Here is a 19,951-nt window from a genome sequence, read left to right as displayed (position 1 = left end):
ATGTCCGGTGTCAGGCCGGGCGCACCCCGGTGAGCTCCCGGACGGCCGCGTACTGCTCGCGCACCAGGGGCACTGGGGCCCCGGTGAACACGGCCGCCTCGCCGGCGGCGCTCCACGACGGCGGGGTCGCCGCGCCAGAGAGCACCCAGGCGGCCTGCCGGGCGGCTCCGTCGGCCACGTACTCGCCGGGCGTCGGGACGCGCACCTCGAGGCCGAGCACGGACGGGGCGATCGCGCGTACCGCCTCGGACTGCGCCCCGCCGCCGATGAGGAACAGCCGCTCGACGGCGACGCCCTGGTCCCGCAACGCGTCGATGCCGTCGGCGAGCGCGCACAGCATCCCCTCGACCGCCGCCCGCGCCAGGTGCGCCGGCGTGGTGTTGGCCAGCCGCAGGCCGTGCAGGGCACCCGTGGCGTCGGGCTTGTTGGGGGTCCGCTCACCCTCGAGGTAGGGCACGAGGACGAGTCCGTCCGCGCCGGCGGGGGCGGACAGGGCGAGCGCCGACAGGCCCGCGTGGTCGACGCCGAGCATCCGCGCCGCCGCGTCCAGCACGCGCGAGGCGTTCAGGGTGCACGCGAGCGGCAGGAAGGCGCCCGTGGCGTCGGCGAACCCGGTCACCAGACCCGAGCCGTCGGCCGTGGCCGTGGCCGCGATCGCGGAGACGACGCCGGACGTGCCGATGGAGACGGCGACGTCGCCGGGCTGGAGGTTCAGCGCGAGCGCGGCGGCGGCGTTGTCGCCGGCGCCGGGGCCCAGGACGGCGCCCGAGGGGGTGGACGGCCCGGCCTCGGACGGACCGAGCACGCGCGGGACGACGGCGTCGTGACCCAGGGCCAGGCGCAGGAGGTCGGGCCGGTAGTCCTCGGTCGCGGGGGACCAGTAGCCGGTGCCGGAGGCGTCCGACCGGTCGGTGGTCAGCGCGTCGGTGCTCGTCGACCCCGCCAGGCGCCACGTGAGCCAGTCGTGGGGGAGGGCGACGGCCGCCACCCGCGCCGCGTTCTCGGGCTCCGCGTCGCGCAGCCAGCGCAGCTTGGTCACGGTCAGCGAGGCGACCGGCACGCTGCCGACGGCGTCGGCCCACGCCTGCGGTCCGCCCAGCTCGTCGATGAGGTCGAGCGCGGCCGGCGCCGAGCGGGTGTCGTTCCACAGCAGCGCGTCGCGGACCACCTCGCCGCGCGAGTCGAGGGCGACCATGCCGTGCTGCTGCCCGCCGACAGAGATCGCGGCCACGTCGTCGAGCCCGCCCGCGCTGACGATCGCGCTCTGCAGCGCGTCCCACCAGGACGAGGGCGCGACCTCGGTGCCGTCGGGGTGCGAGGCCCGCCCGGTGCGCACGAGCGCCCCGGTGTCGGCATCGCGCACGACGACCTTGCAGGACTGCGTGGACGAGTCGATACCGGCCACGAGAGCCATGAGCTACCTCCGCGGAGCTCCGCGACGTCCGCACTCGTGCGGGTCAGGACCCGACGGAGTGCGGACGCAACGGGGTGGATGAGCGGCCAACGTCCGCACTCGTGCGGGTCAGGACCCGACGGAGTGCGGACGTTGCACCGGTGGGACGACGGGTCAGCGGGCGCCGAGCGCGTGCTCGAGGGCCAGCTGGTTGAGACGGACGAAGCCGAAGCCGCGCTCGGCGACCGCGTCGACGTCGAGGTCCTCGTAGGCGGAGCGGTCGTTGAGCAGGTCGGCCAGGGTCTCGCCCTCGGCCAGCGTCGGCTGCGAGAGCTCGAGCACGCCGGACTCCTCGAACGCCGCCTGGACCTCGGGATCGGCGCGGAACGCCTGCGAGCGCTCCTTGAGCAGCAGATACGTCGCCATGTTGGCGGCCGCGGAGTCCCACACGCCCTGGAAGTCCTCGGTGCGCGACGGCTTGTAGTCGAAGTGGCGCGGGCCGTCGTAGGTCGGGCCGCCCGACGGGAAGCCGTTCTCGAGCAGGTCGACCGTGGCGAAGGCGGAGAACAGGTCGCCGTGGCCGAAGACCAGGTCCTGGTCGTACTTGATGGACTTCTGGCCGTTGAGGTCGATGTGGAAGAGCTTGCCGGCCCACAGCGCGAGGGCGATGCCCTGCGTGTAGTTGAGGCCTGCCATCTGCTCGTGACCGACCTCGGGGTTGAGGCCGACGATGTCGGAGTGCTCCAGGCGGTCGATGAGCGCGATCGCGTGGCCGATCGTCGGCAGCAGGATGTCGCCGCGGGGCTCGTTGGGCTTGGGCTCGAGCGCGATGCGCAGGCCGTAGCCCTTCTCCTTGATATACGCGGCGACGGTGTCGATGCCCTCGGCGTAGCGGTCGTGCGCGGCGTTGAGGTCCTTGGCCGAGTCGTACTCGGCACCCTCGCGGCCACCCCACATGACGAACGTGTCGGCGCCCAGCTCGGCGGCCAGGTCGACGTTGCGGACCACCTTGCGCAGGCCGTAGCGGCGCACGCGGCGGTCGTTCGACGTGAACGCGCCGTCCTTGAAGATCGGGTGGCTGAACGTGTTGGTGGTGACCATCTCGACGGTGATGCCGGTCTCGTCGAGGGCGCCCTTGAAGCGGGCGAGGATCTTGTCGCGCTCCGCGTCGTCGGAGCCGAACGGGACCACGTCGTCGTCGTGGAACGTCACGTGGGCCGCGCCGAGCTCGGCGAGCTTGTGGACCGACTCGACCGGGTCGAGCCACGGCCGGGAGGCCGAGCCGAACTGGTCCTGGGCGTTCCAGCCGACCGTCCAGAGGCCGAACGAGAACTTGTCTGCACGGGTGGGCTGCGCTGCCATCACGCGTCTCCTCATCGAGAATTTCCTGGTTTTGTTTGCCGGATGAATTTATCTCGTCCAGCCGGTAGGGTCAAGCCATGCCGACGCCCGAACGCCGCGACCCCTCGCGGGTGGCCCGGCAGGCGCAGATGCGCGACCAGAACCTGGGGGTCGCGCTGCGGGGGATCGTCGAGGCCGCCGAGCCGCCGTCCCGCGCCCAGCTCGCCGCCTCCGAGGGGCTCGCCCGCGCCACGGTCTCCGGGCTGGTCGACCACCTGATCGAGGCACGGCTCGTGCGCGAGCTCGAACCCGCGCAGACGCAGCGCGCCGGCCGCCCGGCGGTGCCGCTCGCGCCCGCCCGCGGGACCGTCGCCGGCGTCGGCATGGAGGTCAACGTCGACTACCTGGGCGTCCGCGCGATCGATCTCGCGGGCGACGTGCTGGCCGAGCACGTCGAGCTCGACGACCTGCGCGGCGCCGACGCGGGGGACGTGCTGGACCGGCTCGCTGCGCTCGTCGCACCCGTGGTCGAGCAGCTGCGTGCCGGTGGTGTGCGCGTCGCCGGGACGGCGCTCGCGCTGCCGGGGCTCGTCGACCGCATCACCGGACCGCTGCGCGTCGCGCCCAACCTCGGCTGGCGTGACGTCGACGTCGTCGCGCGCGTCTCGGCGCACCCGGTCCTGGCGGACCTGCCCCCGCGCGTGGGCAACGAGGCCAACCTGGCGGCCCGCGCGGAGGCGCGCGCCCGGGGCGGCTCGCCCAGCTTCGCCTACGTCTCCGGCGAGGTCGGGATCGGTGGCGCGCTCGTGCTCGACGGCGACCTGTTCCCGGGCCGGCACGGCTGGAGCGGCGAGATCGGGCACGTCGTCGTCGATGCGTTCCGCGGCCCGCGCGCCTCCGACGGCAGCCTCGAGGCCCTGGCCGGCCAGGACGCGATGCTGCGCGCCGCCGGCCTGCCCCCGACCGCCCGGCTCGACGCCTTGCTGGACGCCCTCGCGGCGGGGGACGGCCGCGCGCGGGCCGCCGTCGCGCAGGCCGCGCGTGCCCTCGGCGTCGCGCTGGCGTCCGTCGCCAACGTGGTCGACGTCGGTGAGGTGGTGCTCGGCGGCAGCTTCGGCCAGCTGTTCGGCTATGTGCACGACGAGGTGGCCGCCCGGCTCGACGAGCTCGTGATCTTCGCGCCGTGGTCCCCGTTGCGCGTGTCGCCCGCCCGCGCCGGTCAGTACCCGGCGATGACCGGCGGCGCCCTCGCGGTCCTGAACACGGTCCTGGCCGACCCGGCGGAATGGCTCCGCACCCACCGGTAGACCGCAACGTCCGCACATCCGGTCGTCGGGACGCTCGAATCTGCGGACGTCGCGCGGACGGCCCGCGGGGTACGGCGGGGCTCGTCGTAGGCTCCCTGACCGTGAGCGCGCAGCAGACAGCCCTGTGGATCGGCACCTACCCCGTGGCCGGCGCGGGCACGCCCGTCGGGCTGGGGGAGGGGATCTGGCGGGTCGACCTCGACCCCGCGACCGGGTCGCTGAGCGCCGCGCGGCAGGTGGCCGAGACGCCGTCGCCGAGCTTCCTCGCGCTGCACCCGAGCGGCCGGGTCCTCTACGCGGCGAACGAGCAGACCGACGGCACGATCACCGCGTTCGACGTCGTCGGCGACACCCTGGTGCACCGAGCGACGGTCCCGTCGGGCGGCGAGGACCCCTGCCACCTGCTGCTCGACGTCGATGCCGGCGCGCTGCTCGTCGCGAACTACTCCTCGGGCGCGCTGAGCGTGCTCCCGCTCGACGCCGACGGCGGGTTCGCCGCGGGCGGCCCGGAGCAGGTCCACGGGCATGTGGGCTCGGGTCCCGATGAGGATCGGCAGACCGCCCCGCACGCGCACTTCGTCGCGCACGCACCGGGGGGCGCGTTCGTGCTGGTGGTCGACCTGGGCACCGACGAGATCCGCCGCTACCGTCGCGAGGCGGGCCGCCTGGTCGAGGACGGGATCGCCGCGACGCTGCCCGCCGGCACCGGCCCACGCCACCTGGTGTTCAGCGCGGACGGCCGGTTCGCGTACGTCGTCGGCGAGCTCGACATGACGGTCCGCGTGCTGGCCTGGGAGGACGGTGCCGGCACCCTGGTGCAGACGCTGCCCGCGACGACCGTGCCGGCGCGCGAGCCCGGCCGCCGTCCGCTGCCGTCGCACATCGTCCGCGACGGTGCCCGGGTGCTCGTCGGGACACGCACGTCCGACGTGCTCGCCCGGTTCGCCATCCGGCCCGACGGCCTGCTCGACCCGGTCGCGGACGACGCACTGCCGGGTGCCTGGCCGCGGCACTTCGAGGTCGTCGACGGCTGGACCGTGGTGGCCGAGCAGGTCTCGGACGACCTCGCGGTGGTGGCGGCAGACGGCTCGGTGGCCGCCACGCTCGCACTGCCGGCGCCGGCCTGCGTCCTGCCTGCCTGACGCTCGGGGTGGGTTCGCGCCGTCCGGAACACCCGAAAGCCCGTTACCCAATCGCGTCTGCTCGACTTACCGAGCAGTAGCGCCCGGGGAAACCGTGACCGGGTCGGTGCAGGTGCCCGTCGACGGCCTCCGCCACGCTCGGCACCGATGGCACCGTCCGGCGCTCGGACACCAAGCAGGTGCACGTCCAGGTGGCCGGGGTCGTCGGGGTGACGCCGACCGGGACCGTGGATGTCTGGGTCAACGGGGTGCGCAAGGGCTCGGGGACGCTCGACGCCCGCGGGACGGCMGTGGTCACGCTGCCCGTCGGCACCACGACGTCGCTCGTCGTGGTGACCTGCGGGGGCGACGCGAGCTACGTGCCCTGGATCGGGGCGCCTCGCCTGCTGGTGGTCAGATGACCACGTCGTCCGTCGGGCGCGCGCGCCGCTGAGGCTCCCGCACAGTCGTGAGGTGACAGCGCTCCTTGTGCGTGAGAATGGGTTCAGACCCGTCCGCGAACAGGAGCACCCGTGACCCTCGAGCACGCCCCGCGCGTCGCCATGCTCTCGGTGCACACGTCCCCGCTGGACCAGCCGGGGACCGGTGACGCCGGCGGCATGAACGTGTACGTGCTCGAGCTGTCCCGCGCGCTGGCGGCCCGGGGTGCCCGCGTGGAGATCTTCACGCGCGCCACCTCCTCGGACCAGGCCGAGACCGTGCTGCTGCCCGGCACCGACGCCGACGGGCGTGTCCTGGAGGGTGACGACGCCCGCGCCGTCCTGCTGGCCGAGGAGGTCGAGCCCGGCGTGACGCCGCCGATCCTGGTCCACCACGTCCCCGCGGGCCCCTTCGAGCGGCTGGACAAGAACGACCTGCCCGGCGTGCTGTGCGGCATGGCCGCGGGCGTCCTGCGCTGGGAGGCCGCGCGCCGGCCCGGCTGGTACGACGTCGTGCACTCGCACTACTGGCTGTCGGGGCAGGTGGGCTGGATCGCCGCGGACCGCTGGGAGGTGCCGCTGGTGCACACCGCGCACACGCTGGCGCGCGTGAAGAACGCGTCGCTGGCGCCCGGCGACGCCGCCGAGCCGAGCCAGCGGGTGGTGGGCGAGGAGCAGGTGGTCGCCGAGGCCGACGCGCTGGTGGCCAGCACCCCGGTCGAGGCCGAAGAGCTGGTCGAGCTGTACGGCGCCGATCCCTCCCGCGTGCACGTGGTCGAGCCGGGCGTGGACCTGGACCGCTTCGTGCCGGGCGACCGGGGTGCCGCGCGCCGTGAGCTCGGGCTGCCGGAGGACCGCCAGATCGTCCTCTTCGCGGGGCGCGTGCAGGCGCTCAAGGCCCCGGACGTGCTGGTCAGCGCCCTGGGGGTGCTCAAGGCGACCGGTCGGCCGGTCCCGCTGCTCGTCGTGCTCGGGGGCCCGTCGGGGCGGTCCAGCGCGGTGCGCGAGCTCCAGGCGCTCGCCACGATGACGGGCGTCGCCGACGACGTGGTCGTCCACCCGCCGGCGGACCGGGACGCCCTGGCGCGCTGGTACCACGCGGCCGACGTCGTCGCGATGCCGTCGCGCAGCGAGTCGTTCGGGCTCGTCGCCGCCGAGGCGCAGGCCAGCGGTGTGCCGGTGATCGCCGCCTGCGTGGGCGGGCTGCGCACGATCGTGGACCACGATGTGTCCGGCCGGCTGGTCCGCGGGCACGACCCCGCCGTGTGGGCCGACGTCATCGCGGACGTGCTGGCCTCGTCGGACGACCGCGCGCGGTACGCGGTGGGCGCCCGTCAGGTGGCCGAGCGGTTCGGCTGGGAGACCACGGCCGACCAGATGCTCAAGGTGTACTCGGTGGCGGGCGAGGTCCGAGCCTCCCGCGTCTGAGGGCCGGACGTCCCAGGACGCCCGAGGGAGCCTGCGGCAGGATGAGTCACATGACCTACACCCTCGTGCTGCTCCGCCACGGCGAGAGCGAGTGGAATGCCAAGAACCTGTTCACCGGCTGGGTCGACGTGCCCCTGTCGGAGAAGGGCGTCGCGGAGGCCGAGCGCGGCGGGACGCTGCTCACTGACGCGGGCGTGCTGCCCGACGTCGTGCACACGTCGCTGCTGCGCCGGGCGATCACGACGGCCAACCTCGCGCTGGACGCCGCCGACCGCCACTGGATCCCCGTCAAGCGGTCGTGGCGCCTGAACGAGCGGCACTACGGCGCGCTGCAGGGCAAGGACAAGAAGCAGACGCTCGAGGAGTACGGCGAGGAGCAGTTCATGCTCTGGCGCCGCTCCTACGACTTCCCGCCGCCGGACATCGAGCTGGGCTCGGAGTTCTCGCAGGACAGCGACCCGCGCTACGCGGGCGAGCCGATCCCGCGCGCGGAGGCCCTGTCGAACGTGCTCGAGCGGGCGCTGCCGTACTGGGAGTCGGACATCATCCCCGACCTGCAGTCCGGCAAGACCGTGCTCGTCGCGGCCCACGGCAACTCGATCCGCGCCCTGGTCAAGCACCTGGACGACGTGGACAGCAGCACGATCGCCGGCATCAACATCCCCACCGGCATCCCGCTGCTCTACACGCTCGACGAGAAGACGCTGAAGCCCACCAACCCGGGCGGCACCTACCTCGACCCGGAGGCGGCGGCAGAGTCCATCAAGGCCGTCGCCAACCAGGGCCGCTGACCCCACGCAACGTCCGAGTACCGGAGGCCTGCCCCCGGTACTCGGACGTTGCGCTGGCCGCCCGCAGCGTCCGCACGATCGAGCGCCCCGACGACCGGATCTGCGGACGCCGCGCGCTCCCGGCCGTTGCGTCCGCACATTCGCGCGCTGGGGCGACCGGATCTGCGGACGTTGCGGGGTGTCAGGGGGCGCGGTGGGAGGCGTCGAACGTGGCGATGGCCCTTTTCGTCGCGGCGCTGCGCCAGGCCTCCTCGATCAGCTCCGCCAGCGCGTCCCAGTCGGGGTCGTGGGCGCGGTCGAGGTGGGCGCCGATCCAGCCGAAGCGGCCCATGTACGGGGCGACGAAGTACCGGACGGGATCGCGCGCGACGACGGCCTGCTGCTCGTGGCGGTCGGCCTTGCACCACAGGGCCAGCCGGCCGTCGGCGTGGTGGTCGGGCAGGATCCACGCGAACCGGCTCCCGCGCGTGAAGAACCCGGTGTTGCCGTACTCGTCGACCTCCGCGGACGTCTCGGGCAGCTCCGCGACGACGGCCCCCAGCCGCTCCCGAGCCGCTGCGACGTCGTCGTCCCCCCACCCGAGCACCCGCTCCGCCATGCAGCCCACGCTACCGACGGCACCCCGCCGCGAGAACGTGAGATCCCCGCGAGAACGGCACCTCGCGGGGACGTTCTCGCGGCGAAGTGACGATCTCGGCGCGCGGCGCCAGGCGCGAGGCACCGGAAGCCGAACCCTCGTTCTGTCGGTGCGCCGGGCGCGCGTCGGGCCGTCAGCCGGCGGTGCGGTCCAGCTGGCCGCGGGCGTCGCCGGTCACCAGGTAGGCCACGCGGCGTGCGACCGAGACCCCGTGGTCGCCGAACCGCTCGTAGTACCGGCCCAGCAGGGTGACGTCGATGGTCTCCTGCGTGGTGCCGGCCCAGGAGCCGCCGAGCAGCGCCGCGAAGGTGTCCTCGTGCAGCTCGTCGAGGAGGTCGTCGTCCTGCTCGATGCTCTCCGCGAGCAGGACCTCGCGGTTGTTCAGCAGGGTCGTGGTGCGTCGGGCGACACGGACCGCGGCGTCGTGCATCTCGGCGAAGGTGCCCGACAGGGCGTGCGGCACCGCGTGCCGCGGGTAGCGACCGCGCGCCACCTGGGCGACGTGCCGGGCGAGGTCGCCCATGCGCTCCAGGGTGGCGCTCATCCGGAGGGCCGAGACGATGATCCGGAGGTCCGTGGCCACGGGCTGCTGCTGCGCGAGGAGCAGGACGCAGCGCTCGTCGAGGTCGCGCTCGATGGCGTCGATGGCCAGGTCGTCGGCGATGACGGACTCCGCGAGCGCGAGGTCGGCCGTGAGCAGGGCGATGCCGGCGTTGGTGATGGCGTGCTCGACCCGGCCGCTCATCGCCGCCAGGTCTTCGCCCAGCTGGTGCAGCTCGGCGTCGAAGATGTCCCGCATGTGCTCCCTCTCGTGCAGGCGGCGGGTGCCGCGCGCAGGTCAGGCTGACATTTTCAGGTGAACGGTGGGGCGCGCCCAGGTGAACGGACGACGGCCGTTGCCTACCCCCACCCACCAGGCTACGGGCGATTCATCCTGTCTGGGGGTGTCCGAACCCGTAACCTGCGACGAGACGAGCCGACGGAGACCGTCTCTGTCCTGCTGCTGGTCAGAGGGGCAAGATGATCGCGGACGGCAGCACCGGGTACGCAGACCGAGGGGACGGACGATGGCGCAGAGAGTGACCGCCTGGGTCGGCTGGGTGTGGTTCGCGGCGTTCGCGATCCTCGTGGCCGGGCTGCTCAACGTGGTCTCGGGGCTGGTGGCGATCTTCTCGCCGAAGACCGTCCTGTCGTGGACGCGGGACGGGATCGCCGTCGTCGACGTGTCCACGTGGGGCTGGGTGCACCTGGTGCTCGGCGTGCTGCTGGTGCTCGCCGGTTTCGCGCTGTTCGCGGGCAGCTGGTGGGCCCGCCTGGTGGCCGCGGTCCTGGTGATCATCAACCTGGTGGCGCAGTTCGTGTCGCTGCCCATCACACCGTGGTGGTCGCTCGTGGTGATCGCGCTCGACCTGGTGATCCTGTGGGCGTTGACCGTGCACGGCGACGAGGTCGAACGAGCTGCTCGGTAAGGCAACTGACAACAGATCGAGAGGGACGACGATGACGACTTTCACGGCATGGAAGTTCGACACGGCTGACGGGGCGGCGAAGGCGGTCACCGCGCTCAAGGGTGCGCAGAGCGACGGTCTGGTGAAGATCGTCGACCACGCGGTCATCAGCTGGCCCGAGGGTGGCGCCCGGCCGGAGATGCACCACTCGAACGAGGACAAGTGGCGCGGGACGGGCTGGGGCGCGTTCTGGGGCCTGCTGTTCGGCGGGCTGTTCTTCGTGCCGCTGCTGGGTGTCGCGGTCGGTGCCGCCGCCGGGGCGATCACCAAGGCGGTCTCCGCGGTCGGCATCACCGAGGACCAGCTGGAGCACATCCGCGCGCAGATCACCGTGGGCACGTCGCTGTTGTGCGCCGTCACGGAGAACGCGGACATGGACCGGCTCGGGGAGCGGATGCACGGCCTGCACAGCACGCTCGTGGAGACCAACCTCACGGACGCCGAGAAGTCGCTGCTGCTGGAGACCTTCGACTGAGCGGTCGGCGCCCGTCGGGCGCCCGGCGTGGATGAACGGCCGGTGAACCCTCGCCGTCGGTGGGGTCAGTGACGACCGCATCGGCGTGTCGCACCCATCGGCGCGTCCTAGGGTGAGTGCCGTGGACGGGAACAGCGGGCTCATGCTGCTCATCGCCGGCGGGCTCGGCCTGCTCGTCGGCGTGTGGGCGACGCTCGCGTTCCGCTTCAGCGAGCGCGAGCAGCGCACTCTTCCTCCGATGGTCGCGCCGGAGCTCGACGACGGGCTGGTCCGCACGCTCGCCGTGCTGCGCTCCGCGGCGGTGGTGCTCGACGACGCCGACCACGTGGTGCGGGCCAGCGCTCCGGCCCACGCGCTGGGCATCGTGCGCGACGGGCGCATCGCCCCCGCGGCGATCCGGGACCTCATCGCGCAGGTCCGGCGCGACGGCGTGATCCGCGACGAGGTGCTCGAGGTCCCGCGTGGACCCGTGGGCCCGGGCGTGCTCCTGGTCCAGGTGCGCGTCGCGCAGGTCAGCGCGGAGCACCTGGTGGTGCTGGCGGAGGACCTCACGCAGGCGCGCCGCCTCGAGGCGATCCGCCGCGACTTCGTCGTCAACGTCTCGCACGAGCTCAAGACCCCGGTCGGCGCGCTCGCGCTGCTGGCGGAGACAGTCCAGGACGCGGCCGACGACCCCGAGGCCGTGCGCCGGTTCGCCGGCCGGATGCAGACGGAGGCGACCCGGCTGTCGGCGCTGGTGCACGAGATCATCGAGCTGTCCCGGCTGCAGGTGGCGGGCGCCCTCGGGCAGCTGGGCCTGGTCGACGTGGACCTGGTGCTGACGGAGGCGGTCGATCGCGCTCGCACCACGGCGGAGTCCAAGAAGGTCCGGCTCGACATCGGCGGGGTGCGCGGCACCCGCGTGTTCGGCCAGCACGAGCTGCTGGTCACCGCGGTCCGCAACCTGCTGGACAACGCCGTGGCGTACTCGGGCGAGGCGTCGCACGTCGGCGTCGGGGTGCGCCTCGACGGTGACCTGATCGAGATCGCGGTGGTCGACGAGGGGATCGGCATCTCCGCCGCCGAGCAGGAGCGGGTGTTCGAGCGGTTCTACCGCGTGGACCCCGCCCGCTCGCGCGACACGGGCGGCACCGGCCTCGGCCTGTCCATCGTCAAGCACGTCGCGGCGGACCACGGCGGGGACGTGACCGTCTGGTCGCAGCCCGGCCGTGGGTCCACGTTCACCCTGCGCCTGCCGCGCGCGGAAGAACCCCAGCTGGGCGGCGTCAGGACCCTGTCGCCGGCCGACACCACGGAGATCGAAGGAGCGCACGTGCGCCGGAGCGCGTCATGACCCGGATCCTGCTCGTCGAGGACGAGGAGTCCTACCGGGACCCGCTGACGTACCAGCTGGAGCGCGAGGGCTTCGACGTCGTCACGGCCGCGACGGGGCCGGAGGCGCTGGAGAAGTTCGACGAGTTCGGGGCGGACCTGGTCCTGCTCGACCTCATGCTCCCCGGCCTGCCCGGCACGGAGGTCTGCCGCCGGCTGCGGCTGATCAGCGATGTCCCGGTCATCATGCTCACGGCCAAGGACGACGAGATCGACAAGGTCGTCGGGCTCGAGCTGGGCGCCGACGACTACGTCACCAAGCCGTACTCGTCGCGCGAGCTCCTGGCCCGCGTCCGGGCCGTGCTTCGTCGGCGGGCGTCCGTCGTGGTCACCTCCGGGGGCTCGGCACCGCTCGACGACGACGAGGACGACGAGCTGCTCGCGGCCGGCCCGGTCCGGATGGACGTCGAGCGGCACACCGTCCGGGTGCGCGACGAGCTGGTCGCGTTCCCGCTCAAGGAGTTCGAGCTGCTCGAGCTGCTGCTGCGCAACGCGGGCCGCGTGCTGACCCGCGGGCAGCTGATCGACCGCATCTGGGGCTCCGACTACGTGGGCGACACCAAGACCCTCGACGTCCACGTCAAGCGGGTCCGCGCCAAGATCGAGGTCGACCCGGGCAACCCGACCCTGCTGCTCACGGTGCGCGGCCTGGGCTACAAGCTCACGGACGACGACGCGTAGCCGCGCTCGCACCGACGGCCCGTACACCCGACGGTGTGCGGGGCGTCGTGCTGTCGGAGGTCGGACACGCGTCCGACTCGTCGGCCATCGTTCACCTGGGGTTCACCCGATCCCGGGCGGCCGGTCACGTGCGGTTCCTACGGTCAGCATCGCCGCGCACACATCGGTGCGCACACGATCGACAGGACGGACCACAGTGAAGCTCCCCCTCCTCGGCCGCGTCGGCGCGGTTGCCCTCGTCGGCACCCTCGCGCTCACGCTGGCGGCTTGCGGATCGGACAACGCCACCGGCGACGCGCCTGCTGCCAGCGGCTCTGCCGCTCCGGAATCGACGCTGAGCGGCACGCTGAACGGCGGCGGCTCCAGCGCGCAGGAGAAGGCCCAGCAGGCTTGGGTCGCCGGTTTCCAGACGGCGAACCCCGACGTCACCGTCAACTACACGACCACCGACTCGGGCGCGGGCCGCAAGGGCTTCCTCGACTCCTCGCTCGACTACGCCGGCTCGGACAGCGCGCTGAACGAGGAGGAGCTCGCCTCCGCCACGGACCGCTGCTTCGGCGGCGCGGGCATCGACCTGCCGGTCTACGTCAGCCCGATCGCCGTGGCGTTCAACATCGACGGTGTCGACGAGCTCAACCTCAGCGCGGACGTCGTCGCGAAGATCTTCACCGGCGCGATCACCTCGTGGGACGACGCGGCCATCACGGCGCTGAACCCGGACGCGAAGCTCTCCGGCCCGATCACGGTCGTGCACCGCTCCGACGACTCGGGCACCTCGAAGAACTTCCAGGACTACCTGTCGAAGACGGCGCCCGACGTGTGGACCTACGAGGTCTCGAACACGTGGCCCGTGGCCGTCGGCCAGGGTGCCAACGGCACGTCCGGCGTCGTCCAGACGATCCAGTCCGCCACCGGCACCATCGGCTACGCGGACGCGTCGGCCGTCGGTGACCTCGGCAAGGCCTCGCTCGGGGTCGGCACGGAGTTCGTCGCCCCGACGGCGGACGCCGCGGCCAAGACCGTGGACGTCTCCCCGCGGGACGACGCGCGCGCCGACGGTGACATCGTCATCAAGGTCGACCGCACCACGACCGAGTCCGGCGCCTACCCGGCGATCCTCGTGTCGTACCTGGTCCTGTGCAACACCTACGACAGCCAGGACAAGGTCGACCTGATCAAGGGCTACGCGACCTACCGCCCCCCGACGACGCACTTCGACTCCCTCGACAGGAGAGATCCGTTGGCCTCGCCCACGACAGCGATGACCCCGGCGCCCGCGCCGGCAGCTCCCCCACGGAGACGCCGCTCCAAGCCCACCGACCGCGGCCTCGACCGCGGGTTCCGGTACCTGGCGGTGTGGTCCGGCATCGTCATCCTCGCCGTCCTCGCAGCGGTCGCCATCTTCCTGCTCATCGAGGCCATGCCGGCGCTGACCCACGGCGACCTCGCCTCGGTGGTCCCGTGGATCCCCGAGGGTGGCAACCTCTGGACGGTCATCGGACCGCTGGTCTTCGGCACGATCCTGGCCGCCATCGTCTCGCTGGTCATCGCGGTCCCGATCGCCGTCGGCATCGCGCTGTTCATCTCGCACTACGCGCCGCGCCGGATGGCGTCGGTCCTCGGCTACGTCGTCGACCTGCTCGCCGCGATCCCGTCGGTGGTGTTCGGCCTCTGGGGCGTGCAGGTGCTCGCCCCCAAGGTCCAGCCGGTGTGGCAGTTCCTCGTGGACTACTTCGGTTGGATCCCGCTGTTCGCCGGCGACGACAACGGCAACGCCTCGAACCCGCCGCGCGTCCTCATGACGACCGCCATCGTGCTCGCCGTGATGATCCTGCCGATCATCACCGCCGTGAGCCGCGAGGTGTTCCTGCAGACGCCGCGCCTGCACGAGGAGGCCGCCCTGGCGCTCGGTGCCACGCGCTGGGAGCTCATCCGGATGGCCGTCCTGCCGTTCGGCCGCTCCGGCGTCACGTCCGCCGCGATGCTCGGCCTCGGGCGCGCGCTCGGCGAGACCATGGCCGTCCTCATGATCCTGTCGCCCGGACTGCTCTACTCGTTCAAGCTGCTCGTCGCGAGCCAGCAGCAGACGATCGCCGCGAACATCGCGGCCCGGTTCAACGACGCGAACGACATCGGGCGCTCGACGCTCATCGCGACCGGTCTGGCGCTGTTCGTCATCACGCTGCTCGTCAATCTGGCTGCCCGCGCCATCATCGCGCGGCGCAAGGAATTCTCGGGGGCGAACTGACGATGGCCATCACCGACACCCTCTCCCCGGACACCGCCGAGCTGAAGCGCCTGCTCGGGCAGGTCGACCCCCGGCGCCGCCGCACGGACCGCATCATGCGGGTGCTCATCTGGGGCGCCTTCGTCCTCGCGATGATCCCGCTGGTCTCGCTCGTGTGGAGCGTCATCGCGAACGGCATCGGCCGGTTCGACCTCTACTTCCTGACGCACTCGATGCGCAACGTGTACGGCGGCATGGACGCGGGCGGCGTCTACCACGCGCTGCTGGGCACGATCCTCATCACCGGCCTGGCGACGCTGATCTCGGTGCCGATCGGCATCCTCACCGCGGTCTACCTCGTCGAGTACGGGTCCGGGCACCTGGCGCGGTCCGTCACGTTCCTCGTCGACGTCATGACCGGCATCCCGTCGATCGTCGCCGGTCTGTTCGCGTTCGCGCTGTTCTACCTCGTCGTCGGTCCGGGCGCGACGAGCGGGGTGGTGGGCGCGGTCGCCCTCTCGGTGCTGATGATCCCCGTGGTCATCCGCTCGACCGAGGAGATGCTGCGGCTGGTGCCCAACGAGCTGCGCGAGGCGTCGTTCGCGCTGGGCGTGCCGAAGTGGCTCACGATCATCCGGATCGTGCTGCGCACCGCCGTCGCGGGCATCACGACGGGCGTCATGATCGCCATCGCCCGGGTCATCGGTGAGACGGCCCCGCTGCTCATCACGGTGGGTGCGACCGACTCGATCAACAACAACGTGTTCGAGGGCAACATGATGACGCTGCCGGTGTACGTGTACCGCCAGTACGCGGCAGGTCTTGTGCCCTGCGCGCCCGGCGACGACGCTTGCATCTCGACGATCAACTATGACCGGGCATGGAGCGCAGCCCTCGTGCTCATCCTGGTCGTCATGCTGCTCAACCTCGTGGCGCGCGGCGTGAGCCGCTGGTTCGCGCCCAAGACCCGGGCCTGAGCCCCACAAGGAGATCCACCATGGCACAGCGAATTGACGTCAAGGACCTCAACATCTTCTACGGCGACTTCAAGGCGGTCGCCGACATCGGGATGTCGGTCGAGCCGCGGTCCGTGACCGCGTTCATCGGCCCGTCGGGCTGCGGCAAGTCGACCTTCCTGCGCACGCTCAACCGGATGCACGAGGTGATCCCGGGGGCGTACGTCCAGGGCTCGGTCGCGATGGACGGCATCGACATGTACGGCTCCGACGTCGACCCGGTCGCGGTCCGTCGGCAGGTCGGCATGGTCTTCCAGCGCCCCAACCCGTTCCCCACGATGTCGATCGCGGAGAACGTGCTGGCCGGCATCAAGCTCAACAACAAGCGCATCTCCAAGTCCGACGCCGCGGAGGTCGTGGAGACGTCCCTGCGCAGCGCGAACCTGTGGAACGAGGTCAAGGACCGCCTGAACCGTCCGGGCTCGGGTCTCTCCGGCGGCCAGCAGCAGCGCCTCTGCATCGCCCGCGCGATCGCGGTCAAGCCGCAGGTGCTCCTCATGGACGAGCCGTGCTCGGCCCTGGACCCGATCTCGACGCTGGCGATCGAGGACCTCATCGCCGAGCTGAAGTCGGACTACACGATCGTCATCGTGACGCACAACATGCAGCAGGCCGCCCGTGTCTCGGACCGGACCGCCTTCTTCAACCTGGCCGCGACCGGGCAGCCTGGCCGCCTGGTCGAGATCGACGAGACGTCGACGATCTTCTCCTCGCCGCGCGAGCAGGCCACGGAGGACTACATCTCGGGCCGCTTCGGCTGAGTCGGGGGACAGGAGAGGGGGCCGTCCGGATCGGACGGCCCCCTCTCTCGTGCGTTCAGCTCGAGGGCGTCGGCACCGCCGTCGCGTACTCGGGCAGCGAGCCGTCGAGCACGGGCAGGTCGGCCGTGACGGAGCCGTCCTCGGGCGTCGAGAACGTCACCTTCAGCACCGCGCCCGGGGGGACGTCGACCGACTCGAAGATGACGCTCGCCTGCCCGTCCTCTGGGGCGTCGCCGCCGCCGAGGAGCACCGTCTCCTTGGGGCCGAGCTCGACGTCCGTCGAGTCGTCGCCCGCGGACACGGTGACCGTGCGGTCCTCCGTGCCCTCGTTCACGAGGCCCCCGAGCAGGTTGCCGGGCTCGCCCTCCGCCTCGGAGACGACCAGCAGGTTGCTGCCGCGTACGTCGCCCAGCTCCACCCGGATCCCGTCGGACGGACTGTAGGGGTCCGCCGTGGTGATCCGGTTGGTGGTGGAGCAGCCGGCGAGCGCGAGGCCGATGACGGCGACGCCGGCGGCGAGGGCGGTCGCCCGCAGGGTGCGGGGGCGGGGCGAGGTCACGATGACTCCTCGGGGCGTCGGGGCGCTGCGGGCTGGTGGGCGGGTACTCCGTCGGTGGCAAGCCTAGCCGCCGCACAGGCCCCTGCCCTTCGTGCCGGACACCCGACCGGCTCGACGGGCCGACGGGCACGATGACCGCCGCTGACCCGCCGCTGACCTGCGCCGATGGCCGCAATCACGCGGAAAACGGGCACTTTGGGCGTGATAAGATACCCCTCTGCGAAAGGGGACACCTGCAGATGACTTTCACTGTTGGGGAGACCGTTGTCTACCCGCACCACGGTGCGGCATTGATCGAAGAGATCAAGACCAGAACCATCCGCGGAGAGGACAAGCTCTACCTCAAGCTCAAGGTCGCTCAGGGAGATCTCACCATCGAGGTCCCGGCTGAGAACGTCGACCTGGTGGGCGTGCGCGACGTCGTCGGTCAGGAAGGTCTCGACAAGGTGTTCGAGGTTCTCCGTGCGCCGTACACCGAGGAGCCGACCAACTGGTCGCGTCGCTACAAGGCGAACCTCGAGAAGCTCGCGTCGGGCGACGTCATCAAGGTGGCCGAGGTCGTCCGCGACCTCTCCCGCCGCGACGCCGACCGCGGCCTGTCTGCGGGCGAGAAGCGCATGCTCGCCAAGGCCCGCCAGATCCTCGTCTCGGAGCTCGCACTCGCCGAGCACACCGAAGAGGAGAAGGCCGAAGCGATCCTCGACGAGGTTCTCGCGTCCTGACCCCACCGACCAGGTGAGCGTCGCTGCAGTCCTGACTGCCGCCGGGAGCGGCAGCAGGCTCGGTCATTCCCTCCCGAAGGCACTCGTGCCTCTGGAAGGTCAGTCGCTCGTCGCGCACGCCGCCGGCAACCTGCTGGCGGCACGCGCGGCGGGCGACGAGCGCGTCCGGGTGCTGGTGGTGACCGCGCCCGCCTTCCACCTCGAGGCGATCCACCTCGAGCTGTCGGCTCTTGCCGACGAGCATGACGCCGTCGCGCTGCTGGTCGTCGCCGGAGGTGCGACCCGGCAGGCCTCGGTCGCGGCCGGCCTGGCGGCGCTGGTCGCCGACCCCCGCGGCGCGGACGTCGACGTCGTGCTCGTGCACGACGCGGCCCGCCCGCTCGCGCCACCGTCGCTGATCGCGCGCGTGGTCGACGCCGTGCGCGACGGCCACCCCGCCGTGGTCCCCGGGGTCCCCGTGACCGACACGATCAAGCGCGTCGCCCCGCACCGGGGTGTCGCGGTCGAGCCCGTGCTCGAGACCGTCCCCCGGACCGAGCTGCGTGCCATCCAGACGCCTCAGGGGTTCGACCGTGACCTGCTGCTGCGCGCGCACGCGCAGGGCGCGGTGGACGCCCACGACGAGGCCCTGGCGGCCTCCGACGACGCCGGCCTGGTCGAGCGGCTGGGCGAGCCCGTCTGGGTGGTGGCCGGCGACGAGCGCGCCGCGAAGATCACCACCGCCCGGGACCTCGCGGTCGCCGCGCTGCCGACGGAGGTCGACGAGTGAGCCCGCTGCCACGCACCGGGATCGGCGTCGACGTGCACGCCTACGAGCCCGAGCCCGCGCCCGGCGCCGTCCTGCACCTCGCGGGCCTCGCGTGGCCGGGGGAGCGGCCGCTGGCCGGGCACTCCGACGCCGACGTCGCCGCGCACGCCGCGGCCGACGCGCTGCTGTCGGCCGCGGGGCTGGGCGACCTGGGGTCGAACTTCGGCACGTCGGAGCCGCAGTGGGCCGGTGCCGCGGGCGCCACGCTGCTGGCCGAGGCCGCCCGGCGGGTCCGCGCGGCCGGCTTCGACATCGGCAACGTGGCGGTCCAGGTGATCGGGAACCGGCCGAAGGTCGGTCAGCGGCGCGCGGAGGCCGAGGCCGCCCTCTCGGACGCCGTGGGCGCCCCCGTGAGCGTCTCGGCGACCACGACCGACGGCCTTGGGCTCACCGGCCGCGGCGAGGGCGTCGCGGCGATCGCCACGGCACTGGTCGTCACTGGCTGAGTCGGGCGCGGGCGCCCTCGCGTGCTGCCCAACAGCACCCCGGCGACCACCAGCGCACCCCAGGCGAGCTCGGCGGTCGACGTGCGCTCCCGCAGCAGCAGCCACGAGGCGCCGATGCCGACCACCGGCACGAGCATCGAGAACGGCGCCACGGTGCTGGACGGGTGCCGGCCCATGAGCGTGGTCCACAGCCCCGAGCCGACGAGGGTCGCGACGACCACCGTGAACAGCAGCCCGCCGATCGCGAGCAGCCCCTGCGCGCTGCCGAGGTCCTGGAACGACGCGGCGATGCGGTCGGGTCCCTCGACCGTCAGGGACAAGGCCAGCATCGGAACCGGCGGCACGACCGACATCCAGAGCATCAGCCTGAACGGCTCGCCCGGCTGCGCCTGGACCGCGCGGCGGTTGCCCAGGTTCCCGACCGCCCAGCCGAGCCCCCCGCACAGCGTGAGCAGGACCGGGACCAGCGTCGCGCCGCCCGCGAGACCGGCCCGGTGCGCCGCGATGCCGCCCAGTCCTGCGACCGCGAGCAGGATCCCCGCGCCCTGCCGGGCCGTGATCCGCTCGCGCAGGAACACGCCCGCCAGCACCACGGTGAACGGCGCCGACGACTGCAGGACCAGGGACGCAAGACCCGTCGGCATCCCGGACGACATCGCGAGGTAGAGGAACACGAACTGCAGCACCCCGAAGCCGAACCCGTACAGCGCGATCCAGCGCCACGGCGCGGTCGGCCGGGGGACCAGCAGGAGCGTGGGGACCGCGATGAGCGCGAACCGGAGGGCCACCAGGAAGAACGGCGGGAACTGCCCCAGCGACAGGTGGATCGCGGGGAAGTTGAGTCCCCAGCAGACGGCGACGAGTGCGGCGAGCAGGCGGTCGCGGGCGGGCATGGTGCGAGCATGCGGCCCGACATCCG

Annotated in this window: 20 protein-coding genes and 2 pseudogenes; 16 read left to right on the top strand and 6 right to left on the bottom strand. The window is 72.5% G+C overall.

Annotated elements, in window-relative coordinates:
- Positions 1-10 precede the first annotated feature (10 nt).
- Both xylB and xylA read right to left on the bottom strand, forming a co-directional pair.
- Positions 11-1,414 carry a xylulokinase gene (gene xylB / locus ACXJKA_RS11980; RefSeq protein WP_456825424.1) on the bottom strand — a complete coding sequence of 468 codons (1,404 nt, stop codon included), beginning with the start codon at positions 1,412-1,414 and terminating at the stop codon, positions 11-13.
- A gap of 153 nt (positions 1,415-1,567) precedes the next feature.
- A complete protein-coding gene (xylA, locus tag ACXJKA_RS11975; protein ID WP_456825423.1) occupies positions 1,568-2,755 on the bottom strand; it encodes a xylose isomerase in 1,188 nt (395 codons plus the stop codon).
- 77 nt (positions 2,756-2,832) lie between these two features.
- Here xylA and ACXJKA_RS11970 point away from each other — a divergent pair, with 77 nt between their 5' ends.
- The 5 genes from ACXJKA_RS11970 (at position 2,833) to ACXJKA_RS11950 (ending at position 7,821) form a co-directional block, all read left to right on the top strand.
- Positions 2,833-4,041 carry an ROK family protein gene (locus tag ACXJKA_RS11970; protein ID WP_456825422.1) on the top strand — a complete coding sequence of 403 codons (1,209 nt, stop codon included), beginning with the start codon at positions 2,833-2,835 and terminating at the stop codon, positions 4,039-4,041.
- 101 nt (positions 4,042-4,142) lie between these two features.
- Positions 4,143-5,183, top strand: a complete 1,041-nt coding sequence (locus ACXJKA_RS11965; RefSeq protein WP_456825421.1) for a lactonase family protein — start codon at positions 4,143-4,145, stop codon at positions 5,181-5,183.
- A 179-nt stretch (positions 5,184-5,362) separates the two neighbouring features.
- Positions 5,363-5,584, top strand: coding sequence for a hypothetical protein (locus ACXJKA_RS11960; protein ID WP_456825420.1), 222 nt, complete (start codon positions 5,363-5,365; stop codon positions 5,582-5,584).
- A gap of 111 nt (positions 5,585-5,695) precedes the next feature.
- On the top strand, positions 5,696-7,030 hold the full coding sequence (locus tag ACXJKA_RS11955; RefSeq protein WP_456825419.1) for a glycosyltransferase: 1,335 nt from the start codon (positions 5,696-5,698) through the stop codon (positions 7,028-7,030).
- 50 nt (positions 7,031-7,080) lie between these two features.
- Positions 7,081-7,821 carry a phosphoglyceromutase gene (locus ACXJKA_RS11950; protein ID WP_456825418.1) on the top strand — a complete coding sequence of 247 codons (741 nt, stop codon included), beginning with the start codon at positions 7,081-7,083 and terminating at the stop codon, positions 7,819-7,821.
- A 181-nt stretch (positions 7,822-8,002) separates the two neighbouring features.
- On the opposite strand, the gene ACXJKA_RS11945 is transcribed toward ACXJKA_RS11950, so the two are convergent.
- Positions 8,003-8,419, bottom strand: a complete 417-nt coding sequence (locus ACXJKA_RS11945) for an MmcQ/YjbR family DNA-binding protein (RefSeq protein ID WP_456825417.1) — start codon at positions 8,417-8,419, stop codon at positions 8,003-8,005.
- Between the two features lie 172 nt (positions 8,420-8,591).
- Positions 8,592-9,257: a phosphate signaling complex protein PhoU gene (phoU, locus tag ACXJKA_RS11940; RefSeq protein WP_456825416.1), complete on the bottom strand. Its 666-nt coding sequence runs from the start codon at positions 9,255-9,257 to the stop codon at positions 8,592-8,594.
- Between the two features lie 268 nt (positions 9,258-9,525).
- On the opposite strand from phoU, the gene ACXJKA_RS11935 reads away from it, so the two are divergent.
- The 8 genes and pseudogenes from ACXJKA_RS11935 (at position 9,526) to pstB (ending at position 16,497) form a co-directional block, all read left to right on the top strand.
- Positions 9,526-9,927: a DUF7144 family membrane protein gene (locus ACXJKA_RS11935; protein WP_456825415.1), complete on the top strand. Its 402-nt coding sequence runs from the start codon at positions 9,526-9,528 to the stop codon at positions 9,925-9,927.
- Positions 9,928-9,958: 31 nt separating this feature from the next.
- Complete coding sequence (locus ACXJKA_RS11930; protein WP_456825414.1) at positions 9,959-10,441, top strand: DUF1269 domain-containing protein; 483 nt, start codon at positions 9,959-9,961, stop codon at positions 10,439-10,441.
- 121 nt (positions 10,442-10,562) lie between these two features.
- On the top strand, positions 10,563-11,774 hold the full coding sequence (locus ACXJKA_RS11925) for a sensor histidine kinase (RefSeq protein ID WP_456825413.1): 1,212 nt from the start codon (positions 10,563-10,565) through the stop codon (positions 11,772-11,774).
- Complete coding sequence (locus ACXJKA_RS11920; RefSeq protein WP_456825412.1) at positions 11,771-12,493, top strand: response regulator; 723 nt, start codon at positions 11,771-11,773, stop codon at positions 12,491-12,493. Before ACXJKA_RS11925 ends, ACXJKA_RS11920 begins: the two co-directional genes overlap by 4 nt.
- Positions 12,494-12,659: 166 nt before the next feature.
- A pseudogene (locus tag ACXJKA_RS11915) lies at positions 12,660-13,676 on the top strand (phosphate ABC transporter substrate-binding protein PstS); the annotation flags it as partial.
- Between the two features lie 78 nt (positions 13,677-13,754).
- Entirely contained in the window at positions 13,755-14,741 is a 987-nt protein-coding gene (gene pstC / locus ACXJKA_RS11910) for a phosphate ABC transporter permease subunit PstC (RefSeq protein ID WP_456825447.1), read from the top strand.
- Between the two features lie 2 nt (positions 14,742-14,743).
- A complete protein-coding gene (pstA, locus tag ACXJKA_RS11905; protein WP_456825411.1) occupies positions 14,744-15,697 on the top strand; it encodes a phosphate ABC transporter permease PstA in 954 nt (317 codons plus the stop codon).
- Positions 15,698-15,717: 20 nt separating this feature from the next.
- A complete protein-coding gene (gene pstB / locus ACXJKA_RS11900) occupies positions 15,718-16,497 on the top strand; it encodes a phosphate ABC transporter ATP-binding protein PstB (RefSeq protein ID WP_456825410.1) in 780 nt (259 codons plus the stop codon).
- A gap of 55 nt (positions 16,498-16,552) precedes the next feature.
- Here the strand turns inward: pstB and ACXJKA_RS11895 are convergent, their stop codons facing one another.
- A complete protein-coding gene (locus tag ACXJKA_RS11895) occupies positions 16,553-17,056 on the bottom strand; it encodes a hypothetical protein (protein ID WP_456825409.1) in 504 nt (167 codons plus the stop codon).
- A gap of 239 nt (positions 17,057-17,295) precedes the next feature.
- Between ACXJKA_RS11895 and ACXJKA_RS11890 the strand changes: the two genes are divergently transcribed.
- The 3 genes and pseudogenes from ACXJKA_RS11890 to ACXJKA_RS11880 form a co-directional block, all read left to right on the top strand.
- Positions 17,296-17,778, top strand: a complete 483-nt coding sequence (locus tag ACXJKA_RS11890; protein WP_055916922.1) for a CarD family transcriptional regulator — start codon at positions 17,296-17,298, stop codon at positions 17,776-17,778.
- 13 nt (positions 17,779-17,791) lie between these two features.
- Positions 17,792-18,547, top strand: a complete 756-nt coding sequence (gene ispD, locus ACXJKA_RS11885) for a 2-C-methyl-D-erythritol 4-phosphate cytidylyltransferase (protein ID WP_456825408.1) — start codon at positions 17,792-17,794, stop codon at positions 18,545-18,547.
- Positions 18,544-18,963: pseudogene (locus ACXJKA_RS11880) on the top strand (2-C-methyl-D-erythritol 2,4-cyclodiphosphate synthase); the annotation flags it as partial. The gene ispD and the pseudogene ACXJKA_RS11880, both read left to right, overlap by 4 nt.
- Here the strand turns inward: ACXJKA_RS11880 and ACXJKA_RS11875 are convergent.
- Positions 18,885-19,925 (bottom strand): EamA family transporter, encoded by a 1,041-nt coding sequence (locus tag ACXJKA_RS11875; protein WP_456825407.1) that lies wholly within the window; start codon positions 19,923-19,925, stop codon positions 18,885-18,887. The pseudogene ACXJKA_RS11880 and the gene ACXJKA_RS11875 overlap by 79 nt on opposite strands.
- Positions 19,926-19,951: the final 26 nt, after the last annotated feature.

Source organism: Cellulomonas sp. P5_E12 (assembly GCF_054049315.1).
The sequence above is the reverse complement of the archived record's forward strand: the minus strand, read 5'-3'. Positions and strand labels throughout refer to the sequence as shown.